Genomic DNA, 21,809 nt, shown 5'->3' on the forward strand with positions numbered 1-21,809 from the left:
CCTCTGTTGATTCATCCAGTTATTTTCTTGTTTTTACCCCTCAAATGAGGTATAAAAAAGGGAAAATAATGATGGGGCCTTTACCGATGTACTCGCATAATCTCGCAAAAACCGTTGTATTGGCTGATCCGAATGATGTCGAATCTTACCTGCAGCCGATGAACCTTAGCCAAAGCGATCTTGCGCTTATCCTTGAGCGTGGCTTGTCTGGTCGCTATTCGACGACACAAAACCACCCCGCAACTTCTCGGGGGCAGTATTTCTACGGTGAAGGTGTAAGTGCAGCCCGTGAAATTCTAGCATCCAAAGGATATTCGCGATTGTCTTTGCGAAACGTAGAGTTGACCGTCAGCGATAAGGTGGCAATTTACCTTTGCCGTGGTTGTAGTCAGACTGGCTTTGTACATGGCTATCCTGAGTCACGTATGAAGAAGGGCGACTTTACTCGCGAGCTTATGGGGCTAATCCATAATAACAACCCGGGTCAGGGGGAGTTAACGCTGGGCGATAGTCAGATCAAGCTAGATTTAGACCTGCCGGAAGGCGATATTATTCCCCTACTTCCTAATAAAATCGGAAGGGACTTATGGTTTTTACTTTACGAGTTATATGATCTGGATGAGTTCGATCGGAAAGGCATTCGTGCAGAGCTATCTCGACCTGTTTCTTACAATAACAAGAATGTTGTTAACAGCTTCTCTACTCGTTTGATTCTTGATATCCATCAACCGGATCCAATTGTTCGGAAAGGTGATGCTCCTCAGTTTACACCTGACATCGATCTCGACATTTTGAAAACAGGCTAAATATGCAACATGTTTAATTCAGAGCGTTTATGTATAGCAAGAGAACGAAGAGGCCTGACTCAAAGAGCACTAGCTGAAGCGGCTGGGTTAACCAGCAAGACAATTTCTAACTATGAAAAAGCCGGTATCTTTGATGCGATCGCAAGCGATAGCATGGAGAGAATCTCTGCTGTCTTAGAATATCCCATCGAGTTTTTCCTCGATCGGGATGTTCCTTCGTTAACACCCGAGGCAGTCAGTTTTCGCGCAATGACAAAATTAAGTGCGCAAAAACGTGATTCAGCTCTTGGGGCTGGGAAGTTGGCACAGGAATTATCGGCATGGATTGACGGGCAATTCAAGTTACCAAAACCTAACGTTCCTGACAGTAGCTTCGATGGCTATTCAGAGCCTGAACGTGCCGCCAGAACGGTTAGGGAAGCTTGGGGAATAGGTGAACTATCGATATCCAACATAGTTCACTTGCTTGAAGCCAATGGTATTAGGGTTTTTTCACTTGCTGAAAATTGCGTTGAGGTGGATGCTTTTTCTTTTTGGATGGACGAAAAACCTTTTGTTCTGCTGAACACAATGAAAACTCCAGAACGAAGTCGTTTTGACGCGGCTCATGAGCTTGGTCATTTAGTTCTTCATAAGCATTCATGTAACAACGGGCGTCAGGCGGAACAGGATGCAGATCGTTTTGCATCGGCATTCTTGATGCCTGAACGTAGTATCTTAGCCTCGGTTCCAAGGATGCCAAGACTGGAACAGCTCATTTTGCTAAAGAAGAACTGGAAGGTTTCATTAGCTGCACTAGTGCGACGTACGTTTGATGTTGGGTTATCGACAGAGTGGCATTATCGCCAACTCTCAATAGAGCTTAACCGTCGTGGTTACCGTACGGGAGAACCTCAAGGTATGCCGGAACGTGAGAAGTCATTGATTTTGGAAAAGGTCTTTTCAGCATTGCGCACTCAAGGGATAAAGCGCACCGAGATCCTCGGGCAACTTAGGTTCCCTGCTGATGAAGTAAGTGCCCTGACGTTTAACAACCGCTTCTTCATGGAAGCTATTACAGGCGACGGTTCTCAATCGAATATTGAGCGTAAGCAACCTCCCCAGTTAAGCCTTGTCAAATAGGATTATTTGTTACGAACGGCGGTTGATTCCGCCGTATTTATAGTTATCTCCACAAGCCCTGTATACTGTTCCTTCCAAATAAATTTTAATACATTTTCTATACTCATTTTTCGTGTGTAATTTAGGCTGTTGTATCATTTATTCTTAAACTACGATGTTAGTTCCTCACTGAATATTCACTTCTTCAGGAAGCAGTTTTCAAGTGAATGTTTAAGTTAACTAAGTCTTTTCTTGCCGCTTCATTTTCTTTCGTTCGTTTGTATACCTTTCTGGGTTTATCGATGTTAATACTATTTTTAGCATTGGGAACGGCGTTATTCTTTTTCTTCTTACTAAAAACAAAGGCATCCGTGTAGATCTCTTTCGTTTCTGTTTCCAACGCTAAGCTTCGTCTTTCTTGCTTTGAGTAATCAGTATAGTTTTCTGGATATTGTTCAATCTCAGCATTAAGACTTCTGGCATTACTTAAATGCTCTTTACGTTTCTCATCAAGTTGATGACTCATACCCTTGGCGAAAATATTTGAGTTGATATATAGATGTCCATGATGCTCAACGAGTATTCCTTTCTGTTTTAGCTTTTTAAAGATGTTTGACATATTACCAGACGCGATATTCAACGCTTTACAGAGTGAAGACTGTGAAAGGTTGATAAGATTTCCGAACTCCATGTATTCTAAAATATAAGTTAATACACGGAATTCATTCTTAGATATATCTAAATCAGAAAAAATACGAAAGTTGGAAGTGAAAGCAAAAACATAAGGCTGTGCAAATGAGATTGCTTTATCTTCTTCTGTTGCAATAACGGTAGTTGATTTTATATCTTTGTTTTGCAGCAAGTGTCTTGCGATATCAATCTTTTGTTCAGTGGTTAATGTTTCAAATAAACGAAGTAGTTCAGTGTCATTAGTATTCATATTATTCTCTCTTATAGTTTTTATTATGTTATTTTTAATACTATGCAGAAAAATAAAAGTCAATAGTTAAACTATAAATAAAATAGAACTTTTATTATTATGCTATTGCTATATGTTAAAAAACCTATGTTCAAACATAGATCCTGCTATGTTCGAACATAGGACGGATCTATGTGCGCACATAGGTATTTACTATGTTTGAACATAGCAAAAAGAGGTGTGAAGCCTTGATTTTATTGGGCTGGGACCGTGCTTATAATTAAATAATTAGTAAGAAGTTAAGAGAGTCTAGCTTTCCTTTTTTCTTATGTACAGAGAGTTTTAGGTAGAAAGATGTGGTTTTCTTGATGATTATATTCAGCGATGTGATTGTTTCGTACAATCACGAAGCGCTGTTTTCTTTTTTAAAATTTATAATCACAGTATTCCTGTAGGGGATGAGGTTTTCTCTTAAATTTATTAGCGGCTAACGCCGAAATTCTTTATGGATAAATCCATCATTAACAGGGACAAGCCCTGTTCCAGCAATGTGATTGTTTTGGACAATCACTAAGTGCTGCTTCGTTGAATATAGTTTTCCTATACGTTTAAGAGCAAATGCTATATGTTATCGCGGTAATACTGTGTGCAGACATAGGATCAATTTGTTTATTATATGATGGAATGATCTAAAAAAGATCTTCCCTCTATTTACTATCAATATTGAGAAGTTATCTCATCAAGATAAAAATACATATTTCAGAGTTAGGGCGTAGCCGTGCTCATGAAAATAGGTTCATCGTTTTCGATGGAACATGAGCGTTAGCTCATAATATAAATATATTTTCAAAAGAAGATGAAAATAAAAAAGGAAAATGTTATCACGGAAAAATTATTTTTTTTTGCTGGAATTGATGAATAGCATTAAAATCAAGAGGCATATTATTATGCCAATAAGCTCTTACTATTTATGGCTTGTGTGGTTAAATATGTTAACGGAATAAACAAATAATTAAAAGGCACATCGCAACGATAAAATTTATTTCTTCGAATGATGCTTAATTATTTCCTCAATTGAATCAAAAATTTTGATGAAATTTTTAAAGTCAATAGTGTCTTTGTTTTTTAGAACAACGTGTTTGGCAAAATATTCTTTACCATATTCATTTGGCTTACAGTCTTTATTGGTTTTGTTAAATACTTTACCATTCAATGTAGTGGCTAGTGTTTTAGTATCAAATAAATCTTCCAGCGAAGAGTCTTGACCATCTTTTAAAGGTGTGAATATAACATAAAGGTTTTTTGTAACCCATAACCAATCAACCTTTCTTATATCCTCACGACTTAACTTTATATTAGGAAAAACATTCGACAAAAGCAATGAAAAAATATCCCCGCTTCCAGTGGAACCGCTATCATTATCCAATATAATTATAACGGGGTTAACACCACCATCTGCCTTATACTTCTCTATATTCCGGTCATAATCTTTTATGAAATTTTTGATATGTGAACTGCCATCTTCCAATTTCAGCAAAAATTTTGTTTTTGCATTTTTAATAAAAAATGAAAATTTATAATCATTAATCTCGCCTTTATATGATTTCTTTTTTTCAATAAGAGAAGGGTATTTTTTGCACAGTGAGTTTAATGCCACTCTTAAGTAGGTTATATCAGTCTTACCTTCTGTAATAACCGTTAGTTTTGTATTGAAATGAAATCTAGTAAAATAAATGAAATCAGCAAGTAATCTTTCTCGCTTATTAGGCATATGTTTTGAATTATTGGGAAGGTTGTTATTATACTTATCGATTGAATCAACAAATCCAAGCATGCCTTGAATTTCATTTATTGTTCCAAATCGGGGTTCTCTTGTCTTTTTGTCTATAAGAGTGTATTCTCCGCTAAGAAATAGTTTATGAACCATAGATCTAACTCTACGTGAATATTTATCATCAACTGAAATCTTAGAATTTACAGTTAACCCAGTAACCTCTTGTCTTAGTGTATTAAAGCGTAGGCGAGTCTTATCATTGTTTATACTAAACCCAGCCCTTAGTATCTCTTTAATAAATCCATTATTTAGATTAACCTCTTTGTCACTGTGGTTTGATACAATGGCCTTTGGAAATTTCTTCTTGTTTGTTGATATGGTTATATCATCAGCGTATCGACTATAAGTACATCCATTTTTCTTACAGATATTGTTAAGTCGCTGATCAAGTGATTGTAAAATTAAATTTGAAATTACTGGTGAGCAAGGGCTTCCCTGAGGGAGTTTGTTTTTATAACAAGCTATCTTAGCTATAAGATTGGCAATATTACTATGGAGTTCAAAAAACTTGTTTTTGATGAAATAGCCACTTACTCTCCCATAATTAAATTGATCAAAGAAATTTGAAAGATCAATGTTCAGAACCCATTTTTTTGATTTATGTCTCTCAGCATTAGTTATTATATTTTTACCAAGTTCAAAACCATGAGATAATTTATTATTGGATTTGTTCTCATTTCGTATAGTGGTAAGACAATCTAAAAGCAAATCAGAAATTTTTCTTTGAATCTCTTTCAACTCTTCGTCAGGAGCCGAAATAACTCTTTGGGTTTTATTTTTTTTTAATATGGTAAAGTCGGTATAGAGTTTTTCGGTGTCTCTCATATAGACAACTCTAGTTAGAAATACCGGATCTAATTCTAATAACCGAGCAAAGTCTGGTTTGCTGAAGCAAAGCTTCAAGCGTGCAAGCTGAGTTGTCATCGTCTCTCCTTGAATAGCGGTGCGCGGGCACTCCTATGCATTTAACCGTTGACCGCAAGATACGCTATGAGAATCATAGCAGGCGAGAACTTGTAACATTGAAAATAAAAGATTGCGAAACACAACCTAAAAATCTGCCTGCGCACCTCTAATTAATCTCCCATGATGTAAATCACTTTGCAATGTTTTTCATTAAATTGCTCTAAATTTATTGCCGCAACTATTCTAAATAGCTTCACGTAGTAGCACTACACTTGGAAGTGTGCGCCCTTCCGTCCTCGTTGTCCTCGTTCGATGCGAAGTGAAGCATCAATGTGCGAAGCTATTTAGTTGTGAACTATACGAAATTGAAACCATCTGTCATGTTGACAAGTAGTCATAGCAAGATTAATCCAACATTCCGCGCGAAACCTTACTTGCTGTCTGGCTAAAATTATATCGGTCAACAACATTCCCTTTGAACCAGATCTCAAGGGAGTTCATATGCTCTGTGTTGCTGTTCTTCAGCAGGGCCAGACCGGGGATGTAGTTCGAGATCTGGCTTTCGCCAGACATGCTGGAGTAAGACCACATTTCCTGACCGTCATTTGTAGCTCGTGTTTGTGGTTCCCCGAATGCATTAATAACATCTTGCTGGGTAGTTTTCCCTTTAACTATTTTGGTTTTTACGGTTTGTTGCGATTCGTCTTTCAGGGATTTGTTGCCATAGGTGGTGCAAGCGGTAAGAGGCAGGAGTACCAACGCAGCGATAAACAATTTTCTCATGTTAACTCCATAAACAGTAAACGTAAAAATAGGCGTAAAGAGGCCGGAGCCAGTGTTATGCCGCATCTGGCTATTAAAGTTTGTGTTAACCAATAGTGAAAAAAAGCCGCTTATTAAAAGCCTGTGATTTTTTTATCTAATCAGCTAGCGGCATCCTTCACTGTTGTTTTCCCTGATGTTGCATTGATAAAGTCCAAGAAAGGGCCATAGAACAGTGCTGGCTGTTGGTCATAGGGTTATGTTCTATCCCTACAAACCAGCGCATAAACGGTCCAGTGAGCCTTCTGTTCACTCTATCCAGTAACGATTCATCTAGCAAGAAAATGATCGGTAAATCAGATCGATAAATTGATATTGATAGTTATTAACGATTAATAACGTTTTTTCGATCGGTAAGTTAATTGATTTAATCGATCGATATATATTTAATGATAGGTGATAACTATCATTATTTTGATTTTGATCGTTACAAACGATATGACGGCCCACAAAAATAATTTAATCCTATCAATTGGTTAATCAGGTGGTTTTGCCGTGTTGTGCCAGTAACAACAAGCTTTAACGACTACTGGGGCACAGCAGGCTACCTCTACATAACAGCATTTTGATTATCAGGATGGATAGGAAGATGAAGAAGATTTTGCTCGTTGCTGGTGCTGCTCTTGTTCTGGCGGGATGTGGTGAGAAAGGCGACTTTGAAAAGGCTATCAACGCGAAAATTGCAAAATCAAAGGTGTGCACTAAATCAAGGACAGATCACTTTGCGTTCAACAAAGGTTTTCCAGTAAAGGTTAATCATGGCTACCGTTCTGCTGGATACAATGTCAGCGATGAAATCCTAAGAGGGCTTGTTGAGCAGGGTCTGCTCACTGTTTCGCAGCAACCTAACGGCTTTGGCAGCGTTGATGTTCTGGAAGTAACAGACAAAGGACAAGAGGTTGAATTTTGGAACCGTGAGGAAGGTGCCTGCGTTGGTCATCGTGTTGTAGCTGAGATCACAAGCTGGACTGAACCGAGTGATGGTAATAGCGCTAAAATCACACAAGTGACTTATACGTGGAAACTCGACGCTGTTCCGGGGTGGGTGGATAAAAATGCGTTCTCTGGCGTGAAGGGGATGGCTGAACCAGAAGAAGCAAAAATTGTTCTGGTGAAAACCAATAAGGGCTGGGCCGTACGGTAATTACAGGAAAAGACGCTATGAACACTATCTATTGGGCGTTTTTCATTGGCCTGCTGATAAACATACCATCACTGGCTCCGGTGCTGTTTCTCCGTAAGGTATCAAAGAAAGTGAAGGTATCGATGGCGGTGAGGCTTTTCCTTCTTAACGCCTTCTTAGTCATATCTCTGGTGACGGTATCGCAGAATACAACACAAAAATATGGGCTGTTTCCTATATGGCTGGTCTTTGCCGCCATTGGGCTATTTGTGGTCATGCTGGTGCCAACGGTAAAATTTATGCGTAATCATTTAACTGTAGGTAAAAGCAGGGCTGTTATCCTGTCATCATTCCTGATTGTCTATGCCATTAGGTTTCATGGCGTTTTTTCAGTTGGAAATGGTAGTGGATATACGCTTAACGGATACAATGCAGTATGGACATTTTTCTTTTTGTTTGCCAGTTTGTTGGTTTATCTCGGTTGTGCTGGGAGTAAAACATATTCTGGATCTTATGCGCCGCACTCAGATTATGTTGAGCCGACCAAAGAATATGAAACACAATCCCAAATTGACTACGATATTGCTGTGAAGGGGCGGAGTGTCCTATCTGATCCCAATCTGAGCATCGTTGAGCAACAGCGTTATCGCGATGCTATTGAAAAAAGAGATAATTAATACTAACCATTTAATAAAAAGCCGAATAACATCGGCTTTTTATCAGATTTAAATTTCATCGAGACTTTGCTAACCATATCGTTCTTTCACAGCTGGGATCATTTTCTATATGATAAATAATATCAAAACCATTATTATCTAACTGGCTGCGATATTCTTCCGGTGATAAGCTGGCATGGTATAGGTCATCACCAAGAAATTTTCTGATAACTTCCCCATCATGGGTTCCGCTGGTAAACATTAGCATTGTTCCTTTGTGAGAATGTGCCTTATAGAGAGGAAACATTTTTCTTTGGTCATGCTGAGTTAGATGGAAGAAGCTGTCCCAAGCAAGGATGCCATCAAAGGATTTATTCAGTGATAGTGAGCGCATATCGCCTATAATCCAGTTATGCGAAGGATGACGTTTTATGCAGAGTTCAATTAATGGTGAAGATGAGTCAATCCCTGTAAGCTTATATCCTTGATTGATTATATATCCACCCAGCGGATTACCAGAACCACAGCCAATGTCAAGTATATTGCCGTTCGATGGGGTTTCTGATAAAAAACGCTCCATCCAAGATTTCTCACGGAAATTTTTTTGCCTTATCTCATCCCATTTATGAGCATGTTTTTTATAAAAATCAATGGTGGTTTCTGATATAGGGTTTGGCATAAAACCTCTGTTAGCAACATAATTTATAGACATTGAATACCATGTTTCGTCCGTTCAATCCAATTGCTTGTTTTACATTCAATCGTGATGATAACCCGGCGGTTTCAACTGTGGTGTAGGCGGTTTTCTATCCCCCGAAAGCGTAGGTATGTATTCCAGAGCGCTATCTGGTTGTTCGGGCTTAAGCTGACGGCTTGGGAAACGCCTGATCTCCTCCTTGGTAGGCTTGTAATCATCACTATTAAATTTGACACGTCTTTCATGCTCAGCACGTGGTACATAGATCCCCTGCACTTCATCAAACACATAGTTTTCGGCAACACGCTTGTCATGGTCAACATCAGGAGCAACAGGCTTCTTCTAGGCCCAGACAAATTTCTCTTTTATGTATTCAACCACCAGTAGGGTGAAACGCTTGAACACATTACTCTGACGAGGTTTAACCTGCTTCCACTTACTTTTAACAGAAGCGCGTTTAACCACTCTGGTAGTTGAAGAGGATGGAGTTTTCAATTTGCTGCGTATATGAGGTGCAGAGGCTACCAGAACAGGTTTTTGGCCTTCGGATGATGATGACTGCGAACCTGTTTCTGGCAATACGATTTCAACAGGCTCAGGCAGTTCGGATACGGTGAAACTTCTGAGGTCAACAACGATCTGAAGATCCAAATCTTTGAATGTGTTGTATGTGGCCTGAGCTTCTTGTTTCATCTCATCACGAACAGCCTGTTCAGCAGCACGATTCTCCTGAACGTGCTTATTGTTCCACTTGGCACGATGAACACGCTGCATTGGTGGACGGCTGGTCAATGTTGCCTTTGCAAGCCATAACGCTTTTTCTTCAACATCCAATGTAATAGCGGCGGTTTCGACTGCTTCCGCGTGTTGAGCACCAATAGAGCGATGATCAATACGTTCATTACTGCCAGCAGCAGTAAGATAGCGATTGGCAATCACTGACCATGATTCGCGCCAAAGGATCACGTTTTTCTTGTCGTTCCAGCTTCTTTCTTTTTTACCGAAGCCATCAGCGGTGATCGGTTTTAATGTCAACATCACATGCGCATGAGGATTATTGCTATCAAGATCGTGAAATGCGATATCAGCAATCATTCCCTTATCAACGAAGTTTTTCTGACAGTATTCGGCTACTAATTTTATCTTGGCTTCATTGCTAAGCTCACAGGGAATAGCCACATCAAAATAACGGGCTGTCTGACCATCTTTCTGACGCTCGACCCTTTCAACCTCATTCCATAAAGCGGCAGAGCTTTCAATAATATGAGCAGGGGCGGAAACAGGTGCTAATATCTGATGATGGAATAAATCTGTCCTGTGGCTGAAATCATATGGGTTTCCAGTGCGATCATCTGTTATTCTGCAACGCGCATGATAAGCAGCCTTCCTACAGGAAGACATGCCCTCAGAACGTTTCACAATTTTAAACTCCAGATGAAAAATCGCCATATAATAAATAACCTCAAATATAACTATGTTGCTGTTAGTTTTTCGTAAGAAAAACTTTTGTGTTGACGTTGACCTTTCTTTTAGCCTGCGGCAGGCAACCGTCGGTAGACCCCACACGCTCACGAAGTGAGTGTATAAGTGGGCATTGTTTTCTCTAACAATGTAAAAACCGCTTACTTAATTAATACGAAATATATGAATGTCTGTAAAACCAGAACAGAACAAAACGCCAAATTAAGCGGCGCTATATGGATGAAAGGGCGAAGTATTCCGCTATATTAAACAGAGGGGTTTTGGATGGTGTCCGAAGGACAAGAAAAATGTTAATTTTTCCCGCCGTAAGGCGGGAAAACACTCAAACAAGAAAATAGTGGCTTTTATCTGTAGTTTCTCTGTTGCACAATTCACAGCTTAAAATGGAAAATCAGAGTGAAAAATTAACAGATAAAATTAAAAATACTAACGAGAAAAATTAAGTAACGTGGTGAGTATTAGACAAAACAGTGAGTGATTACTATCGCATAGTGTTGCTTAATTTAATTTTCTGCCATAATTTTTGCAATTTCATTCAGCTGGTCAGACCGCCATGCCTTAATGGTATGAAATTTATGGGACAGTTAGCCGCTCATATATAAGCGCTTAACCCACTTAATCGCTCATTTGTGAGCGGTTAAGTTAATTATATAGTGGCTAACAACTAAACTTGTCAATATGGGTGATATAAGTTAAATAAAATGGAACGTGAAAAAGGAGAATAACATGAAACTTGGTGAGTTGGATGAAACAGCATTAATTTTAATTGGCATTAATGCTGTGATATGGGCTATTAATGTCAGTCTTGTGAGCTTGTATTTTATAAAATAAAATGAGTTTCCTATATTGATAATTATTCAAAATATGGTAAAGGATAATGAACAACAAACACAAGGAGGTTTAATGTATAAAAATAACGATGAAGCCATTGATTGGGAAGCCAAAAAACTTCTTGATGAAGGTGTTTATACCGATACAGAACAAGCCTATTTAGAAGCAGAAAAACGAGTGAATCAGATAAGGGAGAAATTCAGAGAGCATCAGGTTAAACAGCAATTTAAATTGAAGATAAAATCAATCAAGAAAAAACTGAATAATGATGACTATGCGAATGTTCCTTATAATAAAAATAGAAAATATTGGGAGAGTGACATATGACAACAAAGACAATCAAACAGCAAATTGCTTCAGCACAGGAACGCTTATTCTTCTTGGAAGCTAAAAAGAAACAACAAACAAAAAAAGAAAATACACGTCAGAAAATTATTTTCGGTGCAGAGGTTGCCAAAGCCTTAGGATGTGATATTGGTTATGTAGATAAGGAACTGGTCTTTGGGATTCTGCTTGATATCCCGAATCTTCATGAAAGTGATGTTGATGCCTACAGAGCACAAGGCCAAGTCTATATCGAAAGTGTTTTAAATAAATCCAAGTCCTAATCATGTTTTTCACGCCCGAACGGTGAACCGGCCTAAAACTTGCTTTTAGACCGGTGAACTGTTGAGCAAGCCCCAGAGGGCGCGGTAGTTATCGAAATAATAGATAATAAATTTGTTTTTAATCCTAACTTAATTATACCATTAATGTATAGCATAGGAGGTATTATTAATGTTGGGTAAAGTAAAAATGTATTCAGTTCAAAAGACAAAACAACTAAATGTTTCTCTTATTTGTGGTCTTGCATTGTTTTCAATAGATTCTTGTTTTGTGTCGTATTTGGTTGATCTAATAGATGAAAATGAAAGAATGAACTATTGCCTGACACATTACAATGAAGGGAAAGGCACGACGGAAGCAATGATAACAATAGCAAGAAAGATCTGTATCAACTACCCGATGTATATAAATACAAACGCCATTGCCAATCATTAGTGTCTTTTCTGATTTCTCTTTATGTTTTACCTTGAACTCTTTTTATTTTCTGTTAATTAATGATTACGTGAAAATAAAAAGGGCGATGAAAATGAAAATATTAAACAAAAAAGGTTTTTCCTTATTGGAAATAACATTGGTTTTAGGTATTAGCACTGCAATGGCTTTTATGAAGTTTCAGGACATGAAAAAAGATCAAGAAAATATCATGGCGAATACCGTTGGTGCTCAAATGAAACAGATGGGGGAGGCGGTTAACCGATATATCAGCATCCGCTATGACAAGCTTTCAACCCTGTCATCCAGCAGCAGCCAGACCAGCGATCCGGGACCAAGAACCTGTTCGGCTAATGGCTGTGAAATTACCTATCAGACGTTGCTCAATGAAGGGTTGCTTCCTGCGGGACATACTGGCGTCAACATGCAAAAGTCTTCTTATAAGATCTTGTTAAAACGCGCTGGAACCACACCTAACTATGTTATCAATGGACTGATAATAACAACCTTGCCTTGGACCGAAGGAAACCGTGTTCGCTATGACTTGTTAGGCAAAGCCATGCAAGCTGCTGGCATTGATAGCGGCATGACGCAATCAGCATCTGTTGCATCAGGTTCAGGTGGTCAATGGACAGAAAGCCAAAATAATTATAGTGGGATCAACGCAGCGGGATTGTTGGCCTACCGAACAGGATACGATTCCTCTATGTATTCGGTTTACCTGCGTCGTGATGGCACATTACCAATGACGGGCGATCTCAACATGGGAGGCCAAAGCATCAACAACGCCAAAGACATTACCGCGTCAGGTGATGTCAATGCGGCTTCTTTCAATGGTTCCTATGGGCGCTTTGCCAAGAACGTGAGCGTTTCAGAAGATTTTTCAGTGACGGGCTTCTCCTCCTTTGGCAAAAACGTATCAATGAATAGCTACCTTACCGTTAAGAACGGCGTGGATTCTGATAGCTATGTAGCGGCTAAAACCAACAGCAGTCGTCTTCAGATTGGGGGCGGTGGTTCCAGTAATCAGAATGCAGTGTTGATTAATGTCTCAGGCGGTGCGGGTGATGGTTATCTCTCCCTCAATGGTGATAACAACTCATCTGTTAAGCTGGATGTATGGGGAAGTCAAAAGATACGTGGTGATCTTGTTTTGTCAGCGTCAAATGATGGCAAAACCACGGGCGGGATCAGTGCATCAGGCAATATAGCGGGTAGATATATTCAACCAACATCAATAGCCACAACCGGGGAGACATGCTCATCTAACGGGCTTATCAGCAAGGCTGTCAATGGTTCGCCTGTGTGGTGTGTTGATGGCGTATGGAAGGGTAATGAAGGGAACACGATTGTTTCGTCAGGGAATATCAGCAACAATTCGGCGTTTACTTGCAGAAGTGGCGCTTCTGGTAAAATATTGGTTCACGCCTACTTCAATTGGGTGGTTTACTATGCCGTTTATCAAATGACAGCCAATCTTTATGCTAACGGGCTGCTAGTTGAATCAGATAAGACTGCTGCTTTTGAATACGATCATGGCAGGGCATCCGGTTCGAGCGTGACGCTATTCCACACGTTAGAGACTCCATCGGGCAGTGATTATACCTTTTCAGTTGCGGCAACTAGCGATAACCTTGTTAAGGTGAGTTATTCCTGTGTTGGTGTTTAAGGTAATCCCTTGTATCAAGTAAATATCGAATGATACTATTGGTAATAATTTATCATCCAGTAAGGTATGGATGGATTAACAAATGCCTACCGCCCTTTTTCCATTTTATAGTTTCAGGCGAATGATTTTTTTATCCTACCTAATAAATGTGATTACATGGAAAAATGTGAACTGAAAGCTCCAGAGAAGTTATTTGTTTTTCTCCCTTATGGCGCTGTGCCGGGATATTTATAAGGGGATTTCAGGTCAGATAATCTCTATGGGTTAAATGTTTAATCCTCAATGTTATAAATAAAAAAGAGCAGTGAATTTTTCATTTATCGGTTATAATGATGATGCCGACTAATTATATATTTAATTAACGAGGGATGCCTGCCAATGCTTTCCCCCAGATGTATTCTACTTCGTATTTTAGTTCTCTAGCTTTATTCTCGCATAATTTAAGAGCTTTTAACCATTGTTCTTCCGATGGTATTTTTGATATGTCTTTAGAAACAATAACCATATATAAACATCGGCCTGTCCCTTTAGCTCCTGCAAGCAAACAAGCAATTTTAGTTTCGCTTACCAAATCTATACAAGCTTTTCGCATTTCTATTTCCTTTTTTTGTTGATTTTATCTACTACATCTTGAATTACTTAACTCTATTGCTGCTTGGGTGAAATGTAACAATAATTTAACATTTAAAAAATTTGTTATCTTCACTCAGTTCTAATATTGTATGTTCTTTAATAAAACTCTTTTCAATACTAGATAATTTATCACTCAATATTGCGAGTATATATTGACCATCAATTGATGACGCAATATCGAATAATACTCTAATTTGGTTAGGATGTATGGCTTCTATCCCGTCGTGTGCAACGAACCTGACAGATTTAGAATTTATTTCAGCTTGGAGTGCTAAATATGCCAAATCTAGTGCTGAAACCTGAGCCTTTTTCTTGCCATCTCCTAGGTTTCCCTTTGAATTGACGACTCCTACTGGATCAATCTTGAAGTCATATACACCATTCTTTTCGGAGAATGTTAAAATGAACTCTTCCTCATAGAGCTTTCTTGTGTATATGGAAAAATATTTGTTGAAAATTTTTATGTTATTGTCAAAATTATCTATTTCCTTCTCTATTTTAATAGATATTTCTTTTATTTTTTCTGTAAGATTACTTGTTTTTTCTTCATAAGATTTTATTTGCTCCAATGAGCTTTCGAAACTCCCTTTACTTTCGTAAAGCTTATTTAACTCTTTTTGGAGCAGCTGTAAGTCGCTTAGGCTGCCAAGACTTGATAATTCTTTAAGGATGCTCGACTCTTTTGTTAGCCAAGATGCAAGAAGAACACCCTTAATATTTATTTTTTCATTTAACCCATCCATTTGCGACTCTATAAACTCAACCTTTTTAAAGATCATCTGGTTGTGAAAATTTAACGCATCTTCAAATGTTTTGGTTAACTTTTCAACTCTGTTAGTTGCTTCCAAATATAGAGCTTTTAAATCATTCGGATCTGAGTTGTCTTTTTGTTGAAGTAATTCTTCAATAGCTTGTAAGTTTAAGCTTTTTTTCATATTTAAAGATGCTAAGTCTAAAGATAAAGCTGATACTTCCAATTTTATAGCATTTAGTTCGCGCATTTGTGAATCGTAAGACTCACCTAGGTCATAGTTTTCAATTGCGCTATTTCGTTCATCAATATCACGATTTATAATTTCAAGTGACTGTTCTAGTGAGTTTTTTGATTTTATTTTTGTTAGAATGGCAAGCTCAGATTCTAATTTTTTTAATTTTCTGTTTATTATTTGTTTTTCTGAAAGAATTGAAGGGTTTTCGAATCCGAAAATGAATAGATTTAAAGTTTCATACTCAGCACCTGAACTTTTATTATATAAGGTTTTTAAAGTGTTAGACATTTTATCCGACGTATCTCGAATAATCCTGCTCATTATTTGACGTAAGCTTGGTTTATCTGCGGAACTGAAAAATAGCGCAATCTTCAAGTCTTGGCAAAAAGCTTTGAGGTTGCTGTATTCATTGTCATTAATTTTGCAAAATACTTTTGGTTCGGGCAATGCTTTTCTTATGATTGTTAATTCATCGCCCTTGCTTGACGTTAGAGTTAGGTTGAACTCAACCTCATTGTCTATTAGAAAGCTTTTGATAAGTGCGTTTGTAGTTTTAAATTCGGGGTCTGTATAAAAAGATTCTTGCTTTGCACCCATACAGAAATCCAGTGATCTTAAGACTGTTGTTTTACCGACACTATTACCAGTTCCTGATAGATCAGTAGTGCTTTTATCTAATATTAGGTTAACGCCCTTGTGAAATAAAACCTTTCTTATCTCCCCTAAATAAGGTGATTTAACAATCAACTCCTTTAGAAACATATTACAATATCTCCATTTTCGTTCAGCTCTATTAAATCAAGTAGATACAACCAGTTCAGTGTGTACATATATTGTACAAATGTTATTTTTGAAGTTGTTTTTTTTCTGAATTTATCAAATAAATCAATGCTATCGAGAGTAGACGATGCTTGCTCTCGGATGCACTGTATTAATTTTGCCCCAAGGTAGTAAATAGTATACTGAGGTCTTATGCTATTAGATAGAATCATACTGGTTTTTCCAGAACTTTACATTCTACAAAAGCATGGAAGACAATATACTCGGCATGCATTTCTATTTCCTCTATTGTTACCGTTCCTGCGTCTATGGAGGTAATACATGTTTGTCTTACATGTTCAATAACGCAGGCTATTATATCATCTGAATTGGTCTTGATAAGCTCTCTTTCGAAATTCTTTCTTTCTTCTTTGTTGGTTATTTTTTTTAAATTTTCCTTATTCTTAATTTTTATTTCACCAACACAGTCTTTATAACAAGAGTTTATACGACCTAAGGCTTTTTCCCTAGCGGTTGGGATTTTTTCGTTTAGAGCTATATATGACTTCTCGATCATACCGTTGTAGAGATAATAATCTTCAATTTTATCTCTGTATTTAATCACATCATTGTGATCTATTTTATCATCAATGTCATAAGAAGCATAATCATCCGAGGAACTATTATCATGCAAGTAATCACCGGATGAAATTATTGAAACTAGATTCATGAAAATCGAAGGTGAACGCACAATATCCAAAGATGAATTATTGAAAATGTTTTGAGTGTTTGTTGAGCGGTATCCACCTTTTTGAGATATCTCGTTCATTTATCGGTACCTCCGGGTTTACTCCCTAAGGATATGGTTTGAGTGTTAGTAGAGTGTGAGCCACCTTTCTGAGTTACATGAATGCTCGAACCGGAATGTGCTTGTTGGCTTTTGGCGAATGTGCCCAAAAATGCCAAAAATAAACTGAGTGAGGTAAAATAAAATGCATTATTTTTCAATAAAAAACCGGCAGTTAGAGCACATAATGCCCCAATTAGGCTGAGGATTCTTATAGAGATTCTGATCACAATTAACTCCATGTTAATCGACTGAGAGCGACTTAGCACTCTCTTATCATTATGGGTATGTGAGGATAATGCATTGTAGTGCATGAATTTGCATCAGTAATTAGTGATTTTTCATAAACCAAGGTATCTGCTCATACGGTTGTCCATTATTTTACTTACAGTGAGCGATTGCCCACAGCCTTTCGGTGGTGCCAGTCCAGATGCCTTTGAGCAGACCTCTTCATGAGGACAGGTAATGTCTATGGTTGTGGGGGAGTCTTGGTATTTTAAAACTTAACCCTTCTGTGCAAATTCAAACGGTGTGATCATTTCGTTAAGGGTGGCGTCGCGAAAATCAACCCTCCATTGGTGTAAAAGGTGAAGCTATCCGAGATGCTTGGTCTTACAGATCTTGGCTGCGCAAACATTACTTTGCTTTACAGCTTATCTTGCCCTCGTAAGTAGACTTTAATCGCCTCCGTATATTCTATAAACACAAAAATTGATGTACGCTTTGATGTGCATTATGCTGTATGCAATAAAACATACTTTTAGGTGGGTTATGGAACGCATCCTCGCAGAAAAATCTATCAACATCACTGAGTTAAGAAAGAACCCGGCGAAGTATTTTATTGATGAGCCGGTTGCCGTTCTTTCCAACAACCGTCCTGCTGGCTACATGGTCAGTGCCAAGGTGTTTGAAGAACTGATCGATCTGTTGGAAGAGAAGCAGGGCAGGGTTCATACCGCTGCGCGGTTCAGGCCAACGGCTGAGCGTTTAAGTGATATTGCGGATGGTGGGCAGAAACTGCTGCAAAACGCCTCCGACAAGGATCTGACCGAGTTCACGGAATGAGTATCAGGATTTTCAAGTCAGCACTGATCCGTAAGCAATTGAGCCAACAAGAGCTTGATGATTTGGCGGCGGATTTTCTTTCCTACAAAAAGGATGGCGTGTTGCCAGATACCTTTGGTCGTGATGCACCCTATGATGATGACCGCACCTATCCCTTGGTAAAAGAAGAACAAGTGGCCCACATTCATCTTGCCGATGCGGATGCCCCTTTCCCGAAGTTTTTACGACAGTTCAAACGAACCAGCGATCAGGCGCATTTGGTATACTGCCAAGGTGCGATGGATCCTGATGCCTACCTGCTGATTATCATCCTTAAACCCGAAGCGCATAAAATGGCACGCAACAATAACCATATGCATAAGATCGGGATGATGGCAGAAGCGTTCAGGATGAAGCATTAAGTCGGTCAAAAAACACTCTGTCATTTAGGGCAGAAAAACATATGGGGGCATCATTGGGGGCATGTAGGTAGTTGAAACAGAATATTAATTAATATTATCAATGCAATACGTCTCAGGTATTGTTCCTATTATCGCACCAGTTAAATCAATCACTTACTAAATATCTCCTATTGTTCCGTTGCTAACGTGGGACAGATTTGGGACACAAACGTTAAAAACAGCATCAATTTGTCGTGCGTGCTCGGTGAGATGATTGGGTGCCAGATGCGCATAGCGTCGAACCATCTCTATAGATTCCCACCCGCCCATTTCCTGCAATACAGATATTGGCACTCCAGCTTGCACCAGCCAGCTTGCCCATGTGTGCCTCAGATCGTGGAACCTAAAATTATCTATCCCTGCTCGTTTTAGCGCTGCTCTCCATGCCGTGTTGGCATCGTAGCGCATTTTTCTTACAACCGGGCTTTTCGTTCCGTCTGGCTTCGTGCAACTTTCCCTATACACGAAAACCCAACGGTGATGATGGCCTATTTGTTTTTTCAGCACGCGACATGCAGTATCGTTTAGCGCGATCCCGATAGCTCTGTTAGATTTGCTGTCTTCGGGATTAACCCATGCTACGCGACGCTGCATATCTATTTGTTGCCACTCCAGATTGATGATGTTCGACCGACGAAGGCCAGTAGAGAGCGCGAATTCTACTACTGACTTTAATGGCTCTGGGCATTCATCAATCAGCCTTTTGGCCTCGTGAGGCTCAAGCCTGCGTATGCGTCTGTTTTTTGGCGATGGCACTTTGATATTTGGTGCTCTCTCCAGAACGCGCCAGTCCCTCTCTGCTGCTCTCAATAGTGCTTTTATAAAAGCAAGGTGAGTCGCCTTTGTTGCTGTAGCGGCTGGCTTCGGAGTATACATCGGGATTTCCTTTCCCCGCTTCCTTGCAGCTTCGGCTTGTGATTTCCAGTTCTCTTCGTGCCTGCGATTCACCATCTTTTGCACTGCTGAATAAATTTTGGCCTCGTTAATGTCCTTTAGCGCAACGCCTGAAAAATACTGCATCCAGAAACCAATCCTGCTTTTATCATCGTCCAGTGATTTTTTGTTGGCTTTTTCCTCTATCCATCTCAAGCACGCTTCTTCGAATGTGATAGACGGGAACTCGCCTAACTTGCTAACTCTCCACGCCTCGGCCTTTAACTTGTCGTGCAACTCCTGAGCCTGCCTTTTGTCCTCTGTTTTAAGTGACTGTTTAACTCTGCTGCCGTCTGGCGCTGTGAAACTCGCGTACCAAACGGAACTCCTGCGGAAGATTGACATATTGATACCTCCTGATCTGCCGCGTTCACGGCAGTAGTGTTGATCGGATTGTCTACTGCCGCAATGCAGGCTCGACGAGTAAATAGATAGGGTGATGATTTTTTGGCGGGATTCTTTCGTGAATATGCAATACGTCCGGCACGGCACCAGGCTGATAGTGTATCTTCATCAATACCTATAAATGCGGCGGCTTCTTTTCTAGTTAGCGTTATTTTCTCCATAATTCCCTCACTTAGCTTCAGCATCCACGACGCGCACGAAATAGCTCAGCCACAACTTTGCACTGAATGAATTAGGCGGCAGGGCGGTTATGCGTTTAGCGTGTTTGTCGAGAATGCGGGTGATAATCGGATCGTGGTTTTTTTTCGGCTGGCCTGCTGTCGCGTTGATGATTTCGCTACGGCAAGACTTAGCAACGCTTCTGATAGCGTTCTCCGTTTCAGTATTCATACAATTGAGATAAAGGCATAAACAGAGCACAAAAAAGCCGCTGTGATAGCGGCTATGGCGAGCGTTGCGGCTGGGGTTGTTCGCTTCATGACACTTCAACCTCACTCCTGAAGGCCGTTTCAATCTCCATCGATAATCGCGCTATATGCTGTTCTACGGCCTGCAAAGTCTGCACGTCAGAGGTCATCACTTCCAGGTGGCACAATCGGACAATAAGCTGTGACAGCTTCGGGAAATAGCCAATATTTGATAGATACTCACCGCCTGCATCCTTTCCCTCTTTCTTCGTCTTGCGCTCCTGCAAAACGTATTGATACTGGTCTGCTGTAATGACGTATTTGTCACCGATGCTGATTTCCATAATCATCTCCAAAAATAAGCCCCGCAATCGCGGGGCTGGTTAGTCGTCGTTGACCGGAGCGCAGAGTAACGTTGCCGCTGGTCTCTTTTCGTGAATTAACGTTATCCAATTCTGACACTCGTTAAACGTCATAACGCGCTCAGAAACTGGCAGAGCATCGCAGTAATCATTGCCGCATGCGCTAACGAGTAGAATGAATCCGATAATCATGATTTGCCATTCGGCTGGGGAGCGGCGGCAATCATGGCTTGATAGATCACTTGCGGACTGTTCCCGCCTGTTTCTTCCAAATGTTTACGCGCAGCCGCGCCACCGGCTTTAATCATCGCTATGCTTGCATTGAGTGGAACAACCGCCCAACCTTCCGGTATAGCCGGATAGTTGCCGCCTGCATTTGGATGTAGAGCACGGATGCCTTCTTCGATATCGCGTAGCGTTTCTGAATAATCCAGTTGCGCATCGTTACCGAATTCGAACGTGCCGGTGTCTGGGTCATGCCGACCGTGTTCGCTATCGTAAGCCTCTCGCTTCTTCTCCACCCACTGCGCAGCAGCTACGATGCCATCACGATAGAATGATATGGTTGGCGTCACTTGTTCGGAATTACCGGACAACTTGACCATATCGGTAGTTTCACCGGAATGCTTGGTACCTTCATTGATGAGGGTACCAGACTGGAGCATTGCGGCGCGGCAGGCGTTGTAGCCATTCATAAAATCAACAGGGCTTGCTGTGTGAATATCCCCCTTTAATTGAAGCAAAGTGATGTTTTCTTCTGTCAATTCATCAGGCACTACAGGCAGGGGTGGGGCGGTGAATAGTGGCTGAGAGCGCCAAAACTTAACTTCACGCCCCAAAATTCTGGCCGCGTGCGCCATAGGTGAATTATCCTCGGCGTCTGAAATCACATTTTGGAGCGTGGGCGCTTTTAAATATGTGAGATAGTCAGGCACTTCCACCGTCAACTCCAACAGACCACCGATTAACCATAATAATTCTCCCGTCTTAATCTCTTTTCGTAACCACTCCAAAGTCACCGATAACGGAACAGTGGAAAAGTGATCGGGCTGCTCAGCACTCATCTGTCACAACCAACTGGAAGA

At 39.9% G+C, this 21,809-nt stretch carries 22 protein-coding genes and 1 pseudogene; 10 read left to right on the forward strand and 13 right to left on the reverse strand.

Annotated elements, in window-relative coordinates; all coding sequences use genetic code 11:
• The first annotated feature begins 68 nt into the window (after positions 1 to 68).
• Both KP22_RS16320 and KP22_RS16325 read left to right on the forward strand, forming a co-directional pair.
• Complete coding sequence (locus KP22_RS16320) at positions 69 to 806, forward strand: hypothetical protein (RefSeq protein WP_244880040.1); 738 nt, start codon at positions 69 to 71, stop codon at positions 804 to 806.
• A 9-nt stretch (positions 807 to 815) separates the two neighbouring features.
• Entirely contained in the window at positions 816 to 1,928 is a 1,113-nt protein-coding gene (locus KP22_RS16325; protein ID WP_014606016.1) for a helix-turn-helix domain-containing protein, read from the forward strand.
• Positions 1,929 to 2,112: 184 nt separating this feature from the next.
• Here the strand turns inward: KP22_RS16325 and KP22_RS16330 are convergent, their stop codons facing one another.
• The 3 genes from KP22_RS16330 to KP22_RS16340 form a co-directional block, all read right to left on the reverse strand.
• On the reverse strand, positions 2,113 to 2,847 hold the full coding sequence (locus KP22_RS16330; protein ID WP_039325223.1) for a helix-turn-helix domain-containing protein: 735 nt from the start codon (positions 2,845 to 2,847) through the stop codon (positions 2,113 to 2,115).
• 1,018 nt (positions 2,848 to 3,865) lie between these two features.
• Complete coding sequence (locus KP22_RS16335) at positions 3,866 to 5,584, reverse strand: retron Ec67 family RNA-directed DNA polymerase/endonuclease (RefSeq protein WP_039325225.1); 1,719 nt, start codon at positions 5,582 to 5,584, stop codon at positions 3,866 to 3,868.
• Positions 5,585 to 5,971: 387 nt separating this feature from the next.
• Positions 5,972 to 6,349 (reverse strand): hypothetical protein, encoded by a 378-nt coding sequence (locus KP22_RS16340; protein ID WP_039325227.1) that lies wholly within the window; start codon positions 6,347 to 6,349, stop codon positions 5,972 to 5,974.
• A 628-nt stretch (positions 6,350 to 6,977) separates the two neighbouring features.
• Here KP22_RS16340 and KP22_RS16345 point away from each other — a divergent pair.
• Both KP22_RS16345 and KP22_RS16350 read left to right on the forward strand, forming a co-directional pair.
• Entirely contained in the window at positions 6,978 to 7,532 is a 555-nt protein-coding gene (locus KP22_RS16345) for a membrane lipoprotein lipid attachment site-containing protein (RefSeq protein ID WP_039325229.1), read from the forward strand.
• 17 nt (positions 7,533 to 7,549) lie between these two features.
• Entirely contained in the window at positions 7,550 to 8,188 is a 639-nt protein-coding gene (locus KP22_RS16350) for a hypothetical protein (protein ID WP_039325230.1), read from the forward strand.
• Between the two features lie 55 nt (positions 8,189 to 8,243).
• On the opposite strand, the gene KP22_RS16355 is transcribed toward KP22_RS16350, so the two are convergent.
• A complete protein-coding gene (locus KP22_RS16355; protein ID WP_209428710.1) occupies positions 8,244 to 8,879 on the reverse strand; it encodes a class I SAM-dependent DNA methyltransferase in 636 nt (211 codons plus the stop codon).
• Positions 8,880 to 8,924: 45 nt separating this feature from the next.
• Positions 8,925 to 10,313, reverse strand: a pseudogene (gene mobQ / locus KP22_RS16360) (MobQ family relaxase).
• A gap of 936 nt (positions 10,314 to 11,249) precedes the next feature.
• On the opposite strand from mobQ, the gene KP22_RS16365 reads away from it, so the two are divergent.
• The 4 genes from KP22_RS16365 to KP22_RS16380 all read left to right on the forward strand — a co-directional run bounded on the left by KP22_RS16365 (position 11,250) and on the right by KP22_RS16380 (position 13,884).
• Positions 11,250 to 11,504, forward strand: coding sequence for a hypothetical protein (locus tag KP22_RS16365; protein ID WP_039325235.1), 255 nt, complete (start codon positions 11,250 to 11,252; stop codon positions 11,502 to 11,504).
• Positions 11,501 to 11,785: a conjugal transfer protein TraD gene (locus tag KP22_RS16370; RefSeq protein ID WP_039325237.1), complete on the forward strand. Its 285-nt coding sequence runs from the start codon at positions 11,501 to 11,503 to the stop codon at positions 11,783 to 11,785. The genes KP22_RS16365 and KP22_RS16370 overlap by 4 nt, the downstream gene beginning before the upstream one ends.
• 169 nt (positions 11,786 to 11,954) lie before the next feature.
• Positions 11,955 to 12,218, forward strand: a complete 264-nt coding sequence (locus KP22_RS16375) for a hypothetical protein (RefSeq protein ID WP_039325238.1) — start codon at positions 11,955 to 11,957, stop codon at positions 12,216 to 12,218.
• Positions 12,219 to 12,309: 91 nt separating this feature from the next.
• Entirely contained in the window at positions 12,310 to 13,884 is a 1,575-nt protein-coding gene (locus tag KP22_RS16380) for a shufflon system plasmid conjugative transfer pilus tip adhesin PilV (protein WP_244880041.1), read from the forward strand.
• 358 nt (positions 13,885 to 14,242) lie between these two features.
• Here KP22_RS16380 and KP22_RS16385 read toward each other — a convergent pair whose 3' ends face one another.
• The 4 genes from KP22_RS16385 to KP22_RS16400 all read right to left on the reverse strand — a co-directional run bounded on the left by KP22_RS16385 (position 14,243) and on the right by KP22_RS16400 (position 17,094).
• Positions 14,243 to 14,476 (reverse strand): hypothetical protein, encoded by a 234-nt coding sequence (locus KP22_RS16385; RefSeq protein ID WP_039325239.1) that lies wholly within the window; start codon positions 14,474 to 14,476, stop codon positions 14,243 to 14,245.
• A gap of 85 nt (positions 14,477 to 14,561) precedes the next feature.
• Positions 14,562 to 16,268 (reverse strand): DUF2326 domain-containing protein, encoded by a 1,707-nt coding sequence (locus KP22_RS16390; protein ID WP_039325240.1) that lies wholly within the window; start codon positions 16,266 to 16,268, stop codon positions 14,562 to 14,564.
• On the reverse strand, positions 16,259 to 16,498 hold the full coding sequence (locus KP22_RS23060) for an ABC-three component system middle component 6 (protein WP_052012550.1): 240 nt from the start codon (positions 16,496 to 16,498) through the stop codon (positions 16,259 to 16,261). Before KP22_RS23060 ends, KP22_RS16390 begins: the two co-directional genes overlap by 10 nt.
• Positions 16,495 to 17,094: a hypothetical protein gene (locus KP22_RS16400; protein WP_039325241.1), complete on the reverse strand. Its 600-nt coding sequence runs from the start codon at positions 17,092 to 17,094 to the stop codon at positions 16,495 to 16,497. Before KP22_RS16400 ends, KP22_RS23060 begins: the two co-directional genes overlap by 4 nt.
• Positions 17,095 to 17,883: 789 nt before the next feature.
• On the opposite strand from KP22_RS16400, the gene yafN reads away from it, so the two are divergent.
• Both yafN and KP22_RS16410 read left to right on the forward strand, forming a co-directional pair.
• The gene (yafN, locus tag KP22_RS16405) at positions 17,884 to 18,177 is read left to right on the forward strand and encodes a type I toxin-antitoxin system antitoxin YafN (protein WP_039325242.1); all 294 of its coding nucleotides are present in this window, start codon (positions 17,884 to 17,886) and stop codon (positions 18,175 to 18,177) included.
• The gene (locus KP22_RS16410; protein ID WP_039325243.1) at positions 18,174 to 18,578 is read left to right on the forward strand and encodes a type II toxin-antitoxin system YafO family toxin; all 405 of its coding nucleotides are present in this window, start codon (positions 18,174 to 18,176) and stop codon (positions 18,576 to 18,578) included. The genes yafN and KP22_RS16410 overlap by 4 nt, the downstream gene beginning before the upstream one ends.
• 156 nt (positions 18,579 to 18,734) lie before the next feature.
• Here KP22_RS16410 and KP22_RS16415 read toward each other — a convergent pair whose 3' ends face one another.
• The 4 genes from KP22_RS16415 to KP22_RS21325 form a co-directional block, all read right to left on the reverse strand.
• A complete protein-coding gene (locus tag KP22_RS16415) occupies positions 18,735 to 19,895 on the reverse strand; it encodes a site-specific integrase (RefSeq protein ID WP_039325244.1) in 1,161 nt (386 codons plus the stop codon).
• A gap of 228 nt (positions 19,896 to 20,123) precedes the next feature.
• Positions 20,124 to 20,444: a hypothetical protein gene (locus KP22_RS16420; RefSeq protein ID WP_231566896.1), complete on the reverse strand. Its 321-nt coding sequence runs from the start codon at positions 20,442 to 20,444 to the stop codon at positions 20,124 to 20,126.
• The gene (locus tag KP22_RS16425; protein WP_052012551.1) at positions 20,431 to 20,706 is read right to left on the reverse strand and encodes a DUF5405 family protein; all 276 of its coding nucleotides are present in this window, start codon (positions 20,704 to 20,706) and stop codon (positions 20,431 to 20,433) included. The genes KP22_RS16420 and KP22_RS16425 overlap by 14 nt, the downstream gene beginning before the upstream one ends.
• Before the next feature lie 206 nt (positions 20,707 to 20,912).
• Complete coding sequence (locus KP22_RS21325) at positions 20,913 to 21,788, reverse strand: hypothetical protein (RefSeq protein WP_052012552.1); 876 nt, start codon at positions 21,786 to 21,788, stop codon at positions 20,913 to 20,915.
• Positions 21,789 to 21,809 lie beyond the last annotated feature (21 nt).

It is taken from the genome of Pectobacterium betavasculorum, assembly GCF_000749845.1.
Classification (GTDB): Bacteria; Pseudomonadota; Gammaproteobacteria; order Enterobacterales; family Enterobacteriaceae; genus Pectobacterium; species Pectobacterium betavasculorum.

What these genes read in the sequence shown, in the direction of transcription:
- KP22_RS16335 (WP_039325225.1), bottom strand. Translation starts at nt 5,584, where the DNA reads ATGACAACTCAGCTTGCACGCTTGAAGCTTTGCTTCAGCAAACCAGAC.
- KP22_RS16415 (WP_039325244.1), bottom strand. Translation starts at nt 19,895, where the DNA reads ATGTCAATCTTCCGCAGGAGTTCCGTTTGGTACGCGAGTTTCACAGCG.
- KP22_RS21325 (WP_052012552.1), bottom strand. Translation starts at nt 21,788, where the DNA reads ATGAGTGCTGAGCAGCCCGATCACTTTTCCACTGTTCCGTTATCGGTG.
- KP22_RS16375 (WP_039325238.1), top strand. Translation starts at nt 11,955, where the DNA reads ATGTTGGGTAAAGTAAAAATGTATTCAGTTCAAAAGACAAAACAACTA.
- KP22_RS16365 (WP_039325235.1), top strand. Translation starts at nt 11,250, where the DNA reads ATGTATAAAAATAACGATGAAGCCATTGATTGGGAAGCCAAAAAACTT.
- KP22_RS16345 (WP_039325229.1), top strand. Translation starts at nt 6,978, where the DNA reads ATGAAGAAGATTTTGCTCGTTGCTGGTGCTGCTCTTGTTCTGGCGGGA.
- KP22_RS16390 (WP_039325240.1), bottom strand. Translation starts at nt 16,268, where the DNA reads ATGTTTCTAAAGGAGTTGATTGTTAAATCACCTTATTTAGGGGAGATA.
- KP22_RS16340 (WP_039325227.1), bottom strand. Translation starts at nt 6,349, where the DNA reads ATGAGAAAATTGTTTATCGCTGCGTTGGTACTCCTGCCTCTTACCGCT.
- KP22_RS16330 (WP_039325223.1), bottom strand. Translation starts at nt 2,847, where the DNA reads ATGAATACTAATGACACTGAACTACTTCGTTTATTTGAAACATTAACC.
- KP22_RS16320 (WP_244880040.1), top strand. Translation starts at nt 69, where the DNA reads ATGATGGGGCCTTTACCGATGTACTCGCATAATCTCGCAAAAACCGTT.
- KP22_RS16400 (WP_039325241.1), bottom strand. Translation starts at nt 17,094, where the DNA reads ATGAACGAGATATCTCAAAAAGGTGGATACCGCTCAACAAACACTCAA.
- KP22_RS16425 (WP_052012551.1), bottom strand. Translation starts at nt 20,706, where the DNA reads ATGGAAATCAGCATCGGTGACAAATACGTCATTACAGCAGACCAGTAT.
- KP22_RS16370 (WP_039325237.1), top strand. Translation starts at nt 11,501, where the DNA reads ATGACAACAAAGACAATCAAACAGCAAATTGCTTCAGCACAGGAACGC.
- yafN (WP_039325242.1), top strand. Translation starts at nt 17,884, where the DNA reads ATGGAACGCATCCTCGCAGAAAAATCTATCAACATCACTGAGTTAAGA.
- KP22_RS16350 (WP_039325230.1), top strand. Translation starts at nt 7,550, where the DNA reads ATGAACACTATCTATTGGGCGTTTTTCATTGGCCTGCTGATAAACATA.
- KP22_RS16355 (WP_209428710.1), bottom strand. Translation starts at nt 8,879, where the DNA reads ATGTCTATAAATTATGTTGCTAACAGAGGTTTTATGCCAAACCCTATA.
- KP22_RS16325 (WP_014606016.1), top strand. Translation starts at nt 816, where the DNA reads ATGTTTAATTCAGAGCGTTTATGTATAGCAAGAGAACGAAGAGGCCTG.
- KP22_RS16385 (WP_039325239.1), bottom strand. Translation starts at nt 14,476, where the DNA reads ATGCGAAAAGCTTGTATAGATTTGGTAAGCGAAACTAAAATTGCTTGT.
- KP22_RS23060 (WP_052012550.1), bottom strand. Translation starts at nt 16,498, where the DNA reads ATGATTCTATCTAATAGCATAAGACCTCAGTATACTATTTACTACCTT.
- KP22_RS16410 (WP_039325243.1), top strand. Translation starts at nt 18,174, where the DNA reads ATGAGTATCAGGATTTTCAAGTCAGCACTGATCCGTAAGCAATTGAGC.
- KP22_RS16380 (WP_244880041.1), top strand. Translation starts at nt 12,310, where the DNA reads ATGAAAATATTAAACAAAAAAGGTTTTTCCTTATTGGAAATAACATTG.